This window comes from Paenibacillus sp. FSL R7-0198 (genome assembly GCF_038000415.1).
GTDB lineage: Bacteria > Bacillota > Bacilli > Paenibacillales > Paenibacillaceae > Paenibacillus.
This window is the reverse complement of the sequence record NZ_JBBOCB010000001.1, coordinates 4,109,041-4,125,847: the sequence shown is the minus strand read 5'-3', so window position 1 is coordinate 4,125,847 and position 16,807 is coordinate 4,109,041. Positions and strand designations below refer to the sequence as shown.

At 42.4% G+C, this 16,807-nt stretch carries 15 protein-coding genes; 4 read left to right on the top strand and 11 right to left on the bottom strand.

Going from position 1 to position 16,807, the window contains the following annotated elements:
* The 8 genes from MKY87_RS17955 to MKY87_RS17920 all read right to left on the bottom strand — a co-directional run bounded on the left by MKY87_RS17955 (position 1) and on the right by MKY87_RS17920 (position 8,869).
* Positions 1-1,824: a sensor histidine kinase gene (locus MKY87_RS17955; protein ID WP_340965595.1), complete on the bottom strand. Its 1,824-nt coding sequence runs from the start codon at positions 1,822-1,824 to the stop codon at positions 1-3.
* Between the two features lie 241 nt (positions 1,825-2,065).
* Positions 2,066-2,254, bottom strand: coding sequence for an aspartyl-phosphate phosphatase Spo0E family protein (locus MKY87_RS17950; protein WP_223868875.1), 189 nt, complete (start codon positions 2,252-2,254; stop codon positions 2,066-2,068).
* Positions 2,255-2,444: 190 nt separating this feature from the next.
* Complete coding sequence (locus MKY87_RS17945) at positions 2,445-2,714, bottom strand: hypothetical protein (protein WP_340910929.1); 270 nt, start codon at positions 2,712-2,714, stop codon at positions 2,445-2,447.
* A gap of 78 nt (positions 2,715-2,792) precedes the next feature.
* Positions 2,793-3,479 (bottom strand): hypothetical protein, encoded by a 687-nt coding sequence (locus tag MKY87_RS17940; RefSeq protein WP_340965593.1) that lies wholly within the window; start codon positions 3,477-3,479, stop codon positions 2,793-2,795.
* A gap of 333 nt (positions 3,480-3,812) precedes the next feature.
* Positions 3,813-3,998 carry an aspartyl-phosphate phosphatase Spo0E family protein gene (locus MKY87_RS17935; RefSeq protein WP_340910935.1) on the bottom strand — a complete coding sequence of 62 codons (186 nt, stop codon included), beginning with the start codon at positions 3,996-3,998 and terminating at the stop codon, positions 3,813-3,815.
* A 463-nt stretch (positions 3,999-4,461) separates the two neighbouring features.
* Positions 4,462-5,820 carry a helix-turn-helix domain-containing protein gene (locus tag MKY87_RS17930; protein ID WP_340910938.1) on the bottom strand — a complete coding sequence of 453 codons (1,359 nt, stop codon included), beginning with the start codon at positions 5,818-5,820 and terminating at the stop codon, positions 4,462-4,464.
* A gap of 30 nt (positions 5,821-5,850) precedes the next feature.
* The gene (locus MKY87_RS17925; RefSeq protein ID WP_340965592.1) at positions 5,851-7,221 is read right to left on the bottom strand and encodes a helix-turn-helix domain-containing protein; all 1,371 of its coding nucleotides are present in this window, start codon (positions 7,219-7,221) and stop codon (positions 5,851-5,853) included.
* A 253-nt stretch (positions 7,222-7,474) separates the two neighbouring features.
* Positions 7,475-8,869: a helix-turn-helix transcriptional regulator gene (locus tag MKY87_RS17920; RefSeq protein ID WP_091020017.1), complete on the bottom strand. Its 1,395-nt coding sequence runs from the start codon at positions 8,867-8,869 to the stop codon at positions 7,475-7,477.
* Between the two features lie 264 nt (positions 8,870-9,133).
* On the opposite strand from MKY87_RS17920, the gene MKY87_RS17915 reads away from it, so the two are divergent.
* Positions 9,134-10,258 carry an LLM class flavin-dependent oxidoreductase gene (locus MKY87_RS17915; RefSeq protein WP_340965588.1) on the top strand — a complete coding sequence of 375 codons (1,125 nt, stop codon included), beginning with the start codon at positions 9,134-9,136 and terminating at the stop codon, positions 10,256-10,258.
* A gap of 96 nt (positions 10,259-10,354) precedes the next feature.
* On the opposite strand, the gene MKY87_RS17910 is transcribed toward MKY87_RS17915, so the two are convergent.
* Positions 10,355-10,933 carry a TetR/AcrR family transcriptional regulator gene (locus tag MKY87_RS17910; protein WP_340965587.1) on the bottom strand — a complete coding sequence of 193 codons (579 nt, stop codon included), beginning with the start codon at positions 10,931-10,933 and terminating at the stop codon, positions 10,355-10,357.
* A gap of 286 nt (positions 10,934-11,219) precedes the next feature.
* Here MKY87_RS17910 and MKY87_RS17905 point away from each other — a divergent pair, with 286 nt between their 5' ends.
* Positions 11,220-12,428 carry an MFS transporter gene (locus tag MKY87_RS17905; RefSeq protein WP_340965586.1) on the top strand — a complete coding sequence of 403 codons (1,209 nt, stop codon included), beginning with the start codon at positions 11,220-11,222 and terminating at the stop codon, positions 12,426-12,428.
* Positions 12,429-12,570: 142 nt separating this feature from the next.
* Here MKY87_RS17905 and MKY87_RS17900 read toward each other — a convergent pair whose 3' ends face one another.
* Together MKY87_RS17900 and MKY87_RS17895 are read right to left on the bottom strand one after the other, a co-directional pair.
* Positions 12,571-12,939 (bottom strand): VOC family protein, encoded by a 369-nt coding sequence (locus MKY87_RS17900; protein WP_249912958.1) that lies wholly within the window; start codon positions 12,937-12,939, stop codon positions 12,571-12,573.
* A 131-nt stretch (positions 12,940-13,070) separates the two neighbouring features.
* Positions 13,071-14,123 (bottom strand): oxidoreductase, encoded by a 1,053-nt coding sequence (locus MKY87_RS17895; protein WP_340965582.1) that lies wholly within the window; start codon positions 14,121-14,123, stop codon positions 13,071-13,073.
* A gap of 165 nt (positions 14,124-14,288) precedes the next feature.
* On the opposite strand from MKY87_RS17895, the gene MKY87_RS17890 reads away from it, so the two are divergent.
* The gene (locus tag MKY87_RS17890; RefSeq protein ID WP_340965580.1) at positions 14,289-15,152 is read left to right on the top strand and encodes a LysR family transcriptional regulator; all 864 of its coding nucleotides are present in this window, start codon (positions 14,289-14,291) and stop codon (positions 15,150-15,152) included.
* 63 nt (positions 15,153-15,215) lie between these two features.
* Positions 15,216-16,799, top strand: coding sequence for an AraC family transcriptional regulator (locus MKY87_RS17885; protein WP_340965578.1), 1,584 nt, complete (start codon positions 15,216-15,218; stop codon positions 16,797-16,799).
* Positions 16,800-16,807 lie beyond the last annotated feature (8 nt).

Genomic DNA, 16,807 nt, shown 5'->3' with positions numbered 1-16,807 from the left:
TCAATCCCCTTTCGGTAGAAGTTGAATGGATATCGTGACCACCAGGCCCTGCCCTAGACTTCCATCAATGCTTATGCTGCCGCCTTCTCCATACATGAGGCGAAGCCTCTGGGCGATATTGTTAAGCCCCAGACTGTCCCCGGCATGGCAACGTAATGCCTGACTGGAAGGCTGTTTTGATATGGATTCGTTTAATTCGTCAATCTTTGCCTGAGTCATACCCTTACCGTTGTCTCGTACGCTAATCAGCAGCTCCTGGTCGAATTTCAAGGCAGATACCCAGATTACTCCTCCATTTTCCTGCCCTTCAATGCCATGGTAGACTGCATTCTCCACCAGCGGTTGCAGTACCAGCTTGGGAATCAAATACTCCGTTATTGCTTCTTCGATGTCATAGATAATCTCTAACTTGCCGTTGTAACGGACCTGCTGAATGCGTACATAGGATTGTACAAAAGCCAGTTCTTCTCCAAGTGGAACCTTCCGGTCCACCTTATCAATCGTATAACGCAGCAGCTTGCCAAGCGCCGTCACCATGTCCGACACCTCAGCATGCTTCTGGCGAATGGCCATCATGTTAATGGACTCCAGCGTGTTGTATATAAAATGGGGATTCATCTGGCTTTGCAACGCTGACAACTCTGCCTCCCGCTCTTGAATGCCCAGCAGAAACACCTCATTGAACAGTCGATGAATCTCTTCCATCATGCGGTTAAAGCCCCGGCTTATCTGCCCGAATTCATCACTGCTGAAGTGTGCTACACGCTGGCTAAAATCTCCCTGCTCCACCCGAATCATATGGTGCTTCAGTCGAATCAGTGGCCGGGTGATGCGATAGGATAAAAGAACCGCCAGAGTCGCTATGGCCGCCATACACAACACTGCGAACCATATCGTGAAGGTGAGCATCTCACCTGACTCCTTTTGAATCACGGCAATAGGTGTAAGACTGATCACCGAAAGCCCAGAATAGCTGGAGTGGTGTTGTACGTAGAGATAGGACTGCCCATCCAGAACAACTTTTTGATTTCCTGCATAGCTTTGAAGCTGTCCATGCATTAGCAACTGGTCGTACGCAGACATTCCTCCGGTTGAGGTGCGTTCGAACAGAAGACGCTGCTTGCTGTCTACAATCATCAGGCTTGCATTTTGCTCATAATTCAGATTGGATAACAGTTGGCCAAAGGCTTCCAGACGGATGTCAATCAGAATGTACCCCAACCGCTGGAGCGTACCCGGATCTCGAAGCACTCTGCCCACCGATATATACGATTCTTGCTGACCGCCCGTGTAATAGCCGGGTTCATGCGGAGGAAGCAGGCGCCATGTCCCTTCTGATTCTTCAAGCTCTGCAAACCAGTCATCCTGCCTGCTGTCCCATACCGGCTTAACCGCCAGTGAATCGAGATTGGAGAATAAAATACCGCTATTGCTGATCAGATGAATTCCACGAATCTCGGGTCGGTCATAAGCTTGACCAGATGTATAGAGCTTCATTTTCAGATAATCCTCAGACCTCGCCCATGCACCCGACCCCATTGAAGCATTGTATTTGCCCAGAATGCCAAGCACCATCTGATCGTAAAGCGGCAAGAGCGACAACCGCTCAAAGTCCTTCAGCAGCCGATTCAGATTGGCGTTAATCTGGCGAACCATATCAATGGTGAACTGCTCGGTCTTGCGATCCATCGTCTGCGAGAAATGCTTGTAGTTCATCACTCCCTGCAAACTTAGCGGCAGCAACGTCAGCGCCAGGAACAACAGGAGCAACTTGGTGCGCAGGTTTAGGTCTTTTCCGAAAAAAATGCGTACCTTGTCCATCATTTCCGTTCATCCCTCCCTCTCCCTATCATTGTATGAGCCCCCTTCACAGATCAATCTGGATATAACTGGGGTCATCATATCCAGTTTTAAGGATCATTCGCTATCCTGCCAACCCTGGAATTGGTACGGAATTTCAAGTTATCCGCATAGGTATCAGGTGAACGCAAAAAAGCCGACTGTATCGCTACAGTCGACTACGCTATTTCTATAGAACACTAATTAGACAAAAAAACCGACTGCATTATGCAATCGGTTGTCTGTTCCTAAGATGGCTTTTATATTTGAATCGATTATATTCATTAATAAGCTCGTCCAGTACCATGGACTGTCGGAGGACTTGGTTGTCCTGCATGCCATGATTCTCCGCCAAACGACTCAACTCTTGCCTGTTCCGTTCGATTTTATCTGTGATCTGTACCGGTTCACTCACAGCATGCACCCCCTCTTTGTATAACATTTTAGGATACATTGCCAAAAAATTCATATTATATTCCTTTGCAGAATAAAATGTTTATTTACATAAGTTTTCAAAGAAATTCAGCCTTTTTCATACTTATATGTTGAACTAAAGATTAAATTGTAAATAAGAAAAAAGTATTCGGGACCCGAATACTTTTTTCTTATTTACTTCGTAATGAATTTGCTAAATACAACATTAACATCCCTACAAATATCAATAATATTCCTTCAATTTTATACGACCAAATCTCTGAGTTTATAAAACTACCAAAGATATCAGAGGTATCAGACTTTACATTTTGGTATTCTGCAAGAACCAACATAGCTTTGTCCATACCCCAATCAGTACTCTGAGCAATAAACTGAAATCCAATAACAAATAATATAAGTGAACAGATAAGGGCTACTAAGGAAATCATTTTACTTTTCAAATTTAAATTCTCCTTTGATAATATAGTATTGCTGTTGTATGCGCTACCATATTACCAAAATTGTGAAATTATGTCTAGTTACCAACCAGTAGTATCTTGCCAGTAAAAGTATAAACCCGTCGGTTCTTTATACTCATAAGTACCAATATAAGAATCAGAAAAGAAACCTTGTTTCCATATCTGAAACGAATAGTAGTTGTATGTTGGTGCGCAGTAAATGGTATATGTTTTATTTGCAGGAATTTGGATTGGTCCGTATGTTTTGTTAAAGTTACGAGTTGCCTGATAAGTCGTGCCTAGCTTTGCAGCAATCTCTGCGCCTCCCCATCCAGCTTTCGAAGAAACCTCAGCAGAGAACGTAGTAGCTACACCATCAATAACAGACAAGGACAAGGGCGCTGGACCTTTTCCAATCGCACGCTCAATAACATTTCCAGTAATTTGGGTCATGTCAATGTTTTTCAGATAGTAGTCTCCTATCGCAGAAGGAAGCACCTGATCGTTTGATAGATTGGAACGGGTCTTATCAAAAGGAACATAATACCCTGCAATAATTGTTTCAGGATCAAGTCCTTGTGAACTAGCTTTTTCTTTAAAATTAGGATCAAAAATACCTATTGCACTTGTCTGAGAAATATCATTATTACTCACTATTTCAGGCGTATTCGTAATTATAACTGGTCCCTCAGATGAAGCAGATGCCACCGTTGAAAATACAGAAGAAATCATAATTGCTGTTAATAGAATTTTCCCAATTTTTTTCATAGATAGAACCTCCTCATAAGTTTTAAAATAGTCACGTTAATAACCTAACTAACTTAATAAAGAAACTAAGATCATATGACTGTGTTATCTTTGAATCTAGAATTCTCTCTTCATCGACTTAAATCAAGTTTTATCCATATCCTAACGTTGCAATCACCTCTTTTCTTTCTTTGTAATTGAGAACGTGCTCAGATTAATCATATAATCATTTTCAAAAGAAACTTAAATAAACTTTTTATGAATAATAATCCATAATATAGCCCTATTGTTATTAAATATTGATAATCATCATAAAAACACTTTTTTTAGTATGACTATGATTTCAAGTTAATTTCACAATACTTTACACCTCTTTATGCTCACTCCTAAAGTAACTCGATTATATTCATTAATTAGCTCATCCAGTGCCATAGACTGTTCAATAACTTTTATATTTGGGATTTCATATAGATCTACCAAGCGACTCAACTCTTGCCGACCTTGCTCGATTTGGTCTTTCAAGTTACTCAGTTCTCTCATGGCAAGACCCCCTCTAGGACATTCTTAAAAAACATTTAATATGAGTAGGCTATTTAGTTTCGCTAATGACGACAAGTACTTTGAAAAACATAATATATTTTGCATAATTTTGTAAAAAAAATTTCTTTAGAAAAGACCTAGTGCTTTTCTAAAACACAAAACAGCCTAACTCAGAATCAGTTAGGCTGTTTGTTTTATTATATATTTATTGACTTAGATAATTGAGAATACGTCTTTGCTGAGACAAGTTTGCGTGTTGTTTATAAGTCCCCTTAAAATCAAAACATTTTACTGTCATATGATCGTTATGGTTAAACGTTGAAAGAGGTAAGTGTATTAAGTATCTATACCGGTTTGATAAACTTTTAGTCTGCATTTATACTTTACAAGTTCATAATTAAACAACATATATGGAACGTACATTGTGCATCTTCTTCATCGTCCCTTCGCAGATATTTCATTATCAAAAAGTCGGTAAACTTAACTTTTCTATTACATTTTTGTAATTTCTGATCTGTGTTTCATTGGCCTCGCTTCTATACTCCCCGTACAAATCTACACATTTAATACACATCAGGTCATCTTTACTTGAAGAAGAGAGATCTAAACACATAAGTAAGGCATCCATTCCAAGTGAATAATTACGTTGTTTCATTTGATAATTTGCCAATTCATAGTAAAAATCTTGATACGCGTGGTTTAACATTTGATCGTTATAACTACCTTTAATATACATGTCAGTATTAAACAAATTGATCTGATCTTTAAATCTGTCTAAAGCATAGTCAATGTTAAAAGAATACTGGTTAGCTGCTTGCAAAATATTAATGAGTCCAGCTAATATTTCTGACGGGTTGTTTTCGATATAATCCAAATAAGAATTGATTACATTTTCTTGACCAAGCATTAATTGGGAAGCATATTGATTTCCTTCTCCCCATATTAGGAACAAATCTATTATTTGTTGATCCTCTTGTGTAGGATTCTCAACCTCAACTATTTCCAAGTATTTTTCTATATACTTTAGGACATTTTCATATTCCTTACGAGCATCATAGACGCTTGATAATAACAAGTTTGCATAGGCTACATATGTAAAAAGAGGATAGGCTGTTAGCCTTCTTTTATTACTTTTTCGCCTACGAGATTGAATTTTTAATTGGAATTCTGCTTTCCGTTCCAGTTCCCTTGCCCATGCATCAACCTTGTCCCACAAATGTATCGTATTATATACGTTTGCCAAATCTTTAATTGCATCCAATTGCACTTCTTCATTTAATTTATCAATATACGATTCGAACTTTACTGCTGCATTGAGATTATCATATTTACTCAGTGTTTTCTGAAGCAGGAAAATGCGGTACTGGCAAAGAGCCAACCGCTCCGAGTGTTGATACTTCTCACTGTCGGCCACACATTCATATAAAATGAGTGCCGCTTCATTCATGCTTTTACTATAGAGACTCTCTGCCACATCAAATAACTCATCAATATAGGATTGATCATCTGTCACATGAGTAATGACTTGTTCGATAATATCCAGCTTGCCAAGCTCAGCACAACGATATATAAACGGTTCTAAACGTCTCCAATGAGGTGCAGAATCAATAAAACATTCCACACCATACATATCATAAAAGTATCCCCGCTCTAAACCCATTGTTGATGTGATTTGGTCTAGTTGATTCATTGACATAAGTCTGGTTCCTTTGATGATCGCACTTAATGTACCAACATTAATGTCAGCCATTTCTGAAAATTGCTGTAGCTTATATCCCTTATTTTTCAAGTGACTTTCAATATAGGAACGTATATTGGACATTGTCTTCATCGTCCTTCCCCAGATGTTTTACTATCGAAAAGTCGGTACACTTAACTTATCTATTAGTTTTGTATACTGCTCTTCCTGAGTCTTACTGGCGCGATCTCTATATTTTCCGTATAAATCAATACATTTGATACACATTAGATCTTCATTACATGAAGAAGAACGTTCCAAACTAGTAATTAGATGTTCTATTCCCTGTTCAATTTGGTTCTGATTCAATCTGTATTTTGCTAGTTCGTAGAATAAGCGTATATATCTAAAATTTGATGCCTGTTCGTTATATATTCCTTTTACATGTCTTGCCGCTTTAATTTGATCAATGTGATTTTGGAATCTATTTAATGCATGGTCAATATTAAAAGAGTACTGATTTGCCGCCTGTATAATATAGGCGAGTGCTGTTAAAATTTCGGCATGATTAACATCTAGGTAATTTAAATAACGGTTTAAGCCTTCGAAGTCACCTGATAGTATTTTGTACAAATATCGATTGCCCTCAGCCCAGCCCTTGAATCTATCTATCAATTCTTGCTCTTCCTCTGTTGGATTTTTAATCCCATCCATAATATCCTCATAAACATCTGTGTACTCCAAAGCTTTCATATATTGCTTACGTTCTTCAGATACATTTGCCATGAGCAGATTAGCATAAGCTTTATAAGTAAATAGAGGATAAGAGGCTATTCTTGGTTTTCTGTTCCGTCTCATAGATTGAAGTTGAACTTGGAATTCAGTTCTTTGAATCAATTCATTAGCCAGTTCAAAAACCTTATCCCATAGATTTATCGCGCCATACAAATTAGCTAAATCTTTAATCGCATCCAGTTGTACTTCCTCATTCAATTTTTCGATAAAAGGTTCAAATTTTACTGCGGCATTTAAGTTATTGAATTTATTCAGTGTTTTATGAAGCAGAAAAATACGGTACTGGCATAAGGCCAACCGCTCGGAGTGTTGATATTTTTCACTGTCTGCCACACATTCATACAAAATAAGAGCTACTTCTTTTAATCCTCTAGCAAAAAAGCTTTCAGCTACATCAAATAATTCTTCTATATATGATCGATCGTCCGTTACATGAGTGATGACATGTTGTATACAATCCAGCTTACCAAGCTCAGCACACTCATATAGATATGGCTCCAAACGTCTCCAGTGGGGCGAAGATTCTATGAAGGATTCAACCCCATAACTCTCATAAAAATACCCTTTCTCTAATCTCATAACAGAAGTAATCTGATTCAGTTGGTTCATAGACATTGGCCTGTTGCCTTTAAGAATGGCACTTAAAGTTCCAACATTAATTCCAGTAATATCGGAAAAATGCTGCAACTTGAGATTCTGCTCTCTCATATATTTCTCAATATGTACTCTTATTTTAGGTACCAATTCCACTGTCTCACCTCCGTCATTAGAATCACTTATAATTCAATTTCATATAATAAATGTTATTTTAATCCTGTATTTTACATTGGTCAATCTATGAAAATACAAAAAAGCTTATTTCCTCACTCCGAAATAAGCCGATAAAGTATCCATAGTGATCCTTTTTATATATTACAATTTCCCGGTACCATGTCCTGATGGTGCATACATCCGATCTTTCACATCAAACTGACTTATAGGGAAATTGCTAATAATCACAACACTACACAAGAGTATAGTTATGATTTTTTTTATTTTCATAATAGCTGTAAACCTCCTCCATTAGATTGCGATAGTTATTTTCTATTTCTTTAGATGCAAAAGACCTGTATCTCTCAAAGAGAGCAATACATTGTATTATGTCATTAGAATTATTAATTCTAATAGCTGAACTCAGACAAGAGACAAGCTTCTGCATTCCTTCTGCGTATCGCTCTCTGTTAAAAAGATACATTGCCAGCTCAAATAAAAGTTTAGAGTATTGGTCATTCTTTATTTGTTCATTGTATCCTTCTGTTAAGGTTTTATCACTCAACATTAGATTAATGGAATTATCAAATTTTAGTAAAATATGATCTATATCCATTTCATAATTATTTGCCGCTTCAATAATTTTAACAAGAGCAGTAAGAGTTTCTCCTTCACTTTGCTCAACCCAAGCTAGATACACGGGGAGAACCTCTTTCTTTCCCATCATCAAATTATATAAGTAGGTGTTTGCCTCAGTCCAACTACTAAACATATCAATATAAAATATATCTTCGTCACTAAAATTTAACACACTAGCTAATTCAGCATTTTTTCTTGTATATAACAGTGCCTCAGTGTACTCACCTTTCCATTCACATGCGGTGGCCTTAAGCAAGTTTGAATATGCCTGATATACAAATAACGGATAAGCTGTGACCCTATCTTCTTTATTCACTTTTTTCTTAGTGTACGATTGGATAATTTCAGCTTTCCGTCCCAGATCATCAGCAAGGGAAAATGACTTATCCCAATATCGAAGTGAAGCATACGTATTCGCCAGGTCTTTTATCGCATCCAACTGCCGTTCCTCATCCAGCCGATTAATATATGGTTCAAAATGGACGGCCGCACGCAGATTCTCATGTTGGTCCTGACCGAGAGACAACGTGAAGATGCGATACTGGCACAAAGCCAGACGTTCCGAGTGTTGGTATTTCTCACACTCCGCCACACATTCGTACAACATCCGTGCAGCCTTTGTCTGTCCACGTTCAAGCATGCCTTCAGCCATCTCGAACAACTCCGAGATATACGAGCGATCATCCGTCACTTCCTGGATAACCTTATGAATACATTCCAGCTTGTCCAATTCAGCACAGCGCTGCAGGAATGGTTCCAGTCTCCTCCAATGAGGTGCCGATTCCACGAAACATTCAGCCCCATAAATCTCGTAGAAATATCCCTCTTCCAGCTTCATGCCTTGGGTAATCAGATCCAGTTGTGCCATAGCGATGGGCCGAGTCCCCTTAATAATTGCGCTAAGCGTTCCAGCGTTAACTCCCGATATATCGGCAAAATACTGCAGGGTGTACCCCTGTTTCCTGATGTAGTCCTCAATATATGAGCGTATCGTAGTTGTAGGTTCCATGTATCCCACCTCCACAATGAAAATCCATAATTTTGAATTTATATGATAAGCACAATTTTAATCCTAAATTTTACAGCGGTCAATAAAAATCGTGGCAATTTCCTTCACATTTATGCAAGGAGGCCTCGCTGTTCCTGCTTATAGAAAAAATCCATTAGAAGAATCCATGAGAACGTGATACATTTAATTCAACTTACATATCCTACTATTTCAATAGGATTATACGACACAGAAGTTATCAATTCAGTTCGAGGAGAAGGTCAGATGAAATTTGCCTTGTTTAGTCTCATGATGAATCTGCCTAATGCCGTAACCGGGGAAGCTCTGACAACTCAGCAGAAATTCCACAATATATTAGAGCAAGCAAAGCTGGCTGAACGACTGGGTTTCGATGCCTATGGGATCGGTGAACGACATGGTGCTCCTTTTCTATCTTCCTCTCCACCTGTCGTATTAACCGCAATAGCCGCAGCAACCATACGCATTCGGTTACTAACCACCGTCACTGTTCTTAGTATACTTGATCCGGTCCGGGTTGCCGAGGATTATGCCACGTTGGATCAATTATCGGGCGGACGGCTGGAGATGATCATCGGGAAAGGCAATGACCCTCGGCACTATCCGCTGTTCGGCATAAGCGAAGAGGAACAATGGGATTCACTAGATGAACGCTATCATTTGCTGAGACGGCTTTGGTCTGAAGAGAATGTAACCTGGCAGGGGACGTATCGCACTCCTCTTGAGGGAGTGACCACGTGGCCCAGGCCGCTTCAGCAATCCATCCCGATCTGGCATGGTAGCGCGTCCAGCACGGTCTCGACCGAACTCGCTGCCAAATATGGCGAGCCGCTCTTTACGTCGAACTCTTTTCACCCTCAGGCCAAATACAAAGCGTTAATTGATCATTATCGGGAACGCCTCGATTATTATGGTCATGATCCGCAGCAAGCCGTAATTGGTTCTGGTGCCGGCAGTCTCTATCTTGCGGATACGGGCGAAGAAGCCATTCGCCGCTATAAGCCATATTATGAAGCGTTCCATGCCACCGCCGCCGCACAGCATAATCAGTCGCCCTTTACCGATCTGGAGGATAACATTGCACGAGGTCCTGCGTTAATCGGCAGTCCGGAGCAGGTCATTGAGAAAATTCTGGACTATCATGCCGCTTACGGACATCAGGTGCTGAGTATCAGCGTAGATGGACTGACGCATAGCGAGCAGTTGGAGCAAGTGGAGCGTTTTGCCAAGGAAGTTGCCCCTGTATTACGCCGCGAACTGCCCAGTTCGGTATGGAATGAACCCCCGATGTTAACCCAGCACTCATCCTTCCTTTCCTCTAATGTTACAGATTCATGGCCCACAGCCATCTCACCTATATTCCAGGTTTAGTTCTCCCCGACAATACACTTCGGTTCCTTCCAGGGTGATTCCTACGAATCGCCCTCTTCCCTATTCCTCCCACTTGTATCGCCGCTCTCTCTGTACCTATTTGGCCTGAATCCCTTCAAACAAGGAACGAAGCAACACATCTACAAACGCATCCTCCATCGCTTCACCCGTCACTAACATGCGATAGAACACTGGCCCGTAGATCAGATCAATGTATAATCCAATGTCTATCCCACTTTTCAATTCGCCACGCTCCACACCCTTCTCCAGAATTCCCCGAGCTTCACGCCGACGTGGTTGGATATATCTTGTGCGGTATTCTTCGGCAAGCCCTTCATCCGACTGCCCTTCCCCAATAATCTGCGTAATCACTTTTCCTTCCCGACTGGTCAAAAAACGAACCAGATTACTCGCATGTATGCGTATATCCTCCAATACCGACCCTGTATCCGGCACTGGCAATCTTGCCGTTGCCGCAGACATATATCCGTCCATGATGACAGCGCCTTTATTCGGCCACCATTTGTAGATAGTGGCTTTGCTCACCTGTGCACGTTCAGCAATCTTCTCGATTGTAACCGCCCCGAATCCGTGCTCCAACAACAACTCATACGATGCTGTAAGAATGGCATTCTGGGTTTCCATGTTACGTGGACGTCCTCTTTTGGCAGTCATCTTGAGCCCTCCTGGATGTATAAAGTATATTTAATCATAAGTATTATTCATAAAAACGATACGTTCATTATACTAAACTGCCATGAGTACACACAATAATTCCATCCTCGGTTCACCTTTTCATCCTAATTAATATTCTCATTAAAATATTTCGAGCCTATTTACAATACTATACGTTTAGTTTATTATATATTTGTAATTAGTGAACACAACGTTTAGTAATTAACAATTTTAATATTAACTGTTTATTGCGAATACCAATTTAGAATTGTGGAGGATGATTATCATGGATATGAGACAACAAGTGAAGAAGGCACCTGTACCCACCTGGATTATTTTTTTGCTGGCATCCGCTTGTGGATTGATCGTGGCAAATCTGTATTATGCTCAGACCGTTATCGGACCGATCAGCATAACCACGGGTCTTTCTTCTGCCGCTGCCGGATTGATCGTAACGTTGACTCAGATTGGTTATGTTATTGGTTTGTTATTCATCGTACCGCTCAGTGACATTACCGAGAATCGACGCCTGGTCGTTCTTTTCCTCATCGTACTGGTTGTTGCTCTGATTGCTGCGGCTTTCTCGCCTACAGCTGTTGTATTTCTGACTGCCTCTCTGTTCATTGGTATAGGTTCTGTGGTCGCTCAAATTCTGGTGCCCTATGCTACATATCTTACTTCCGAGGAACAACGCGGACGGGTTGTTGGCAATGTCATGAGTGGTCTGCTGCTGGGCATTATGCTTGCTCGTCCTGTCGCAAGCTTCATCACCAGCCTCTTCGGATGGCAGACGGTCTTTGTATTCTCCGCCATTGTCATAGCACTTCTAATGTTGCTTCTGTCACGTGCTCTTCCTGCTCGCCAGCCTGAACCCACCTTAAAATACGGGCAGTTGATCGTGTCCTTGGGAACACTGTTCAGAACGATGCCTCTGCTTCGCCGTCGGGCGTTCTATCAAGCCAGTCTATTTGGAGCTTTCAGCTTGTTCTGGACCACGGTTCCGCTCAGACTGGCTAACGATTTTGGCATGTCACAGCAAGGCATTGCCTGGTTCGCTCTGGCTGGTGTCGGAGGTGCTATTGCCGCTCCCATTGCCGGGAGACTGGCCGATCGCGGGCTAACGCGTATTCTGACGGGTGCTGCCATGGTGATCGCTGCTGCTTCATTCGGTCTTGCTTATGTGTTCCAGAGCCACTCCACGTTTGCATTGATCCTGCTTGTTATCGTGGCAATCACACTGGATATGGCTGTCTCAGGAAATCTGGTGCTGGGTCAACGCATCATCTACTCCTTAGGAAGTGAAGCGAGAGGGCGTGTGAATGGCATATTCATGTCGATCTTTTTTGTCGGCGGTGCGATTGGTTCATCTCTTGGAAGCTGGTCTTATGCTCACGGAGGCTGGAATCTCACAACGCTGATTGGCCTGATCATGCCGCTGCTCGCTTTGGTGTATTACTTTACGGAAAAGAAAGCGGTAGTTGTCAGCAATGAATAAAATGAATATATCGCAGAATCCGAATAACGGAATAAGGGCAGAGCTAATCATCAAGATTAGCTCTGCCCTTATTGTTGTAATACTCACTTGTCTCCCTGTGACAGGAAGTTATCACTATTATTAAGATGGATACATTTGCGTATTAGGCTTTACTGTGAAGGGTAACTTGGTACCCGTCTGGGTCGGCAAATGTAAAGGTTCGTCCGAATGGTCCATCTATTGGTGCAGATGTAATTTGTACGCCTGCCGCAACAAGCTTGTCGTGGATTTCTTGCGTATCAGGAGCATGAAGCCACAGAGCGACACCAAGTCCTGGCTGAGCACCTGAACCGAGTTCTGTTCCTGGCAATAGGTCACGTAGAGCAAATGCAATAGGCTTGGTGTCAAAGACCACCGCATGAGGTGGTCCCGCCTGTGAACGTACCAGTCCAAGATAGTTTTGATAAAATTCGGCAGAGCCTTCAAGATTGCTCACTTGAAGTGAAATGAAATCCGGTCCGATTACTGACATAATGTAATGATCTCCTTTATATATGGGGTTGGTTGTTTAGGTTATCTTGATCATACAAGACCGCTCTTGCCAACAGTATGTCAGTAGTGTTTTACCTTTTTTCGATTTCTTCTCTTACTCGGTTTTCTCTTTTACACCAACACAGGCAGATGCGTAGCTGCATCATACTCCACCAACGGCTCACCGGCATGCAATTTACGCACCAAATCGGGGTTTGCAATAAATGGTCTGCCGAATGCAGCCAGATCTATACTTCCCTTGCCAATAGCGTGCTCTGCAGCATGAACATCCAGATCCCCCACACCAATGATGATTCCATCCCACTGACTTCGAATCCGCTCGTGAAAGGACTGCTCACCATCCCACGCTTTCGCATAATGATCTGTTGAGGGATGCAAGATTGTTATTCCCGTCTCACGGAACAAGTTCAGATATGCATCGATCATTCCAGCTTTGTCTACCCAAGCATAGGATGCATCATCATCCTTTTTCTCAGAGAATCGTACCGATATGAGATCCACAGGGATCTCTTTTTTTACAGCCACAATAATATCCCGCAGGAACCGCAATCTACCCGCAGTGTCTCCTCCATATTCATCTGTTCTGTGGTTGGTCTTCTCATTGATAAACTGGTCGATTAGATACCCATGCGCAGCATGCAGCTCGATCCCGTCGAACCCTGCCAGAACCGCATTGCGGGCGGCCGTCTGAAAATGCTGAATCGTATCCGCTATATCCTGTGTACTCATCGCTTGGGGCACCTGATACGGCTTATGCAGCTTATGCACTCTTCCTTCTGCTGCAAGGCTGGAGGGTGCCACTGGAGAGGTTCCGATCAGATCGGAATGGGACAACCTGCCGACATGCCACAGTTGAGCAATAATGGTGCCGCCATGTCTGTGAACAGCATCCGTTACCCTTTTCCAAGAAGTCGTCTGTTCATCTGTATATAAACCGGGGATGCCGTAAGTGCCTTTGCCTGCCAGATTCGGGTTAATGCCCTCGGTAATGATCAGTCCCACGCCATCCCGCGCACGCTGCTCATAATACGCCACCATCTCATCCGTCACGGTCCCCTCCTGATCATCAGCAAATCCCCGGGTCAACGGTGCCATCACCACTCGGTTCCTTAATTGCCACTGATGAATCGTCACCGGGCTTAATAGTGTTGAATGTGTATTCATTTTATCCATGTCATATCCCTACTCTCTTTGTCATTAGGGATATTGTACGGCGGCTCTGATATATCGTAAAATGATTGAAATATATAGTTGTATCTCTCAGAGAGATACCTGACATCAACATCTGCGGAAGCAATGTAAGTTAATCCACGTTCAGGAGGATACAGCATGGAACTTTCCGATATCGATATTGTTCTCGCGGTGGCACGTTCAGGAAAAATCTCACAGGCCGCGAAAGAACTAAATTATGCGCAATCCAATGTCACTACGCGTATCAAAAAACTGGAGCAGGAATATCAAATCCAGCTGTTCAACCGATTTCCCAAAGGTGTTGTGCTGACCTCCAAAGGTGAGCAGTTTGTTGAGTACGCCACACGCATTCGCAACCTTTTGCACGATCTGAAGCAGGATATGACCGATCCCGGTGAACCTTCCGGTACGCTGAAAATCGGCATTGTAGAAACGGCAGCATCCAGCCGCTTTATGGAGATTCTGAATGAATATCAAATAACCTACCCGAAGGTGTCCATTTCACTTGTTAACGCCACTTCACCCAAAGTACTGCGCAAGAAAATACAGGACTATGAGATTGATGGTGCATTTATCAGCGGGGCTTGTGTGAAAGAGGGTCTGAAGGTGGAATATGAGATGCAGGACACGGTTCATATCATCTCCAAGCGGATGGATACACCACCCGAAAGCCTGTGCCAAGTATCATGGGTTGTTTTCCCCGAGGGCTGCCCGTATCGTGAAATGACCGAAGAATTTTTGCAGGAAGAGGGGTTGTCCGCTCGCAATATTATCGAAGTGAGTACGATGGAAAACCTGCTTAGCTGTGTGGAGTCTGGAATTGCTTTTACCATTATGCCGTGCAACGTTATTCACAAGAAACCGGATGAATTCTCCGTATTTGATCTTGCAGATCGTTTTACTCATACCACGACAACCTTTGTCCGCGGTGAGGATCGGTATGTCAGCAGTGCGCTGGATCAATTCATGAAGCTGCTGAACCAGAAGTGCATTACGTTTTGATATAGAGAACTTTTACAAGCAGCAGTATAGTATGTACATTCACAGCAGTCAGGAGAAGATCAGATGAAACTCATGAATCTTTTATATAGGCTCATTGATGCCCGGCGTATCGACAACAATGCTGAACAAGTGTCCTTTCCATCCCGTCCACATCATACGCTGCTTGTTGTGATCAAAGGGAGCTTGACCGTCAAAGTCGAAGACAAAGTCATCTCCTTATGCTCTCCTCAAGTCCTTTCCGTCCCGCCTTCTCACACCTGTCTTGCAACTACCGAGGTACAGCATGATTTTCAATGTGTCACCTTAACCTACAATGTCTACAACGAAGAACTGGATGGCAACATGCAGCGAGTTATTGATCCACATCTTGAATGCATTGCCACTGTTGTTCCCTCAGCTCCCGTACTCGCCATTCAAATCCATGAAGGTGGGCAGAAGGAAGATCCATGGGCTGGAATGGCACGTCAGATCCTCTTTCAGGAACTGTGTCTTGTCCTATTGAAGCAGAAGAAGCAGAAATTCCAGGAAGATACAGCAATTGAAGCGGTAAGGCAGAGCCAAAAATATATCCATACACATTATCAGGAGAACTTCACACGCGAAAAACTGGCTGAAATGGCTGGACTGAGTGTCAACCGTTATTCCAGATTGTTCAAAAAAATGATTGGACAAGGCCCCATCGAATATTTGAACGCCGTACGTATCCGGGAAGCCGGTGATCTGCTACTGGCCTCAGACAACACGATCAAACAAACAGCACGCCAGGTCGGGTATGAAGATGAATTCTATTTTAGCCGAAAATTCAAAGCAACCACCGGATTGTCTCCCATGGTCTATATTAAAAAGCATCGCTCCGTAACACGTATCGCTTCACTTGCCCATCCATATACGGGGCATCTGCTTGCCCTTGGTATTGAGCCATATGCGGCACTGATTAATCCGGTCCATCAAACATCATATGAAATTAAAAATGTGATTCAAGTGGGCAGAGATCAGCCTGATCTGGAACTATTAATGAACGCACACCCGGAGCTGATCATTGGGTATGAAGGAACCGATTATGAAGAGCCCAAAAAAGCCGAATTATTTCGGCATATTGCCTCCACTTGTACCATACCTTTTGCAGGAGATTGGCGTAAACAGTTGTACTCCATTGCACAATCCGTGGGTAAAATAACAGCTGGTGAAGAATGGCTGGAACGTTATGAGTTATCGGTCAACCGGAAAATATCCGGAATACAACATGCCCTGGATGACCGTCCTGTGGCTGTGGCGCAATACGAAAATGGACAGTTCCGGGTATACGGCAACCGCAATCTGGGGACGGTACTCTATGATGATTTGCAGTTATACGTACCCCAAGCTCTACACCACGTATCCCATTCCCGTTTAATGTCACTGGAACAGCTGGTCCAGTCCGATATTGAACACTTCATTCTGTTTACAAGTGGCCGAGCAGACGAGCGTGCGCACACTGTAGCGTTGCTTATGCAAAATTCAATCTGGCAGCAATGGAAGGCGGTTCGTACGAAGCAAGTCTATGAATTGGGCGATTCCTCCCCCTACTCCTGTTATACTTCCTTGGCTCATAATCTGTTTCTGAATCGGGTTAGTCAGTTGTTCCTGAGCCAAACGTCCATGCATTAAACAGGAAT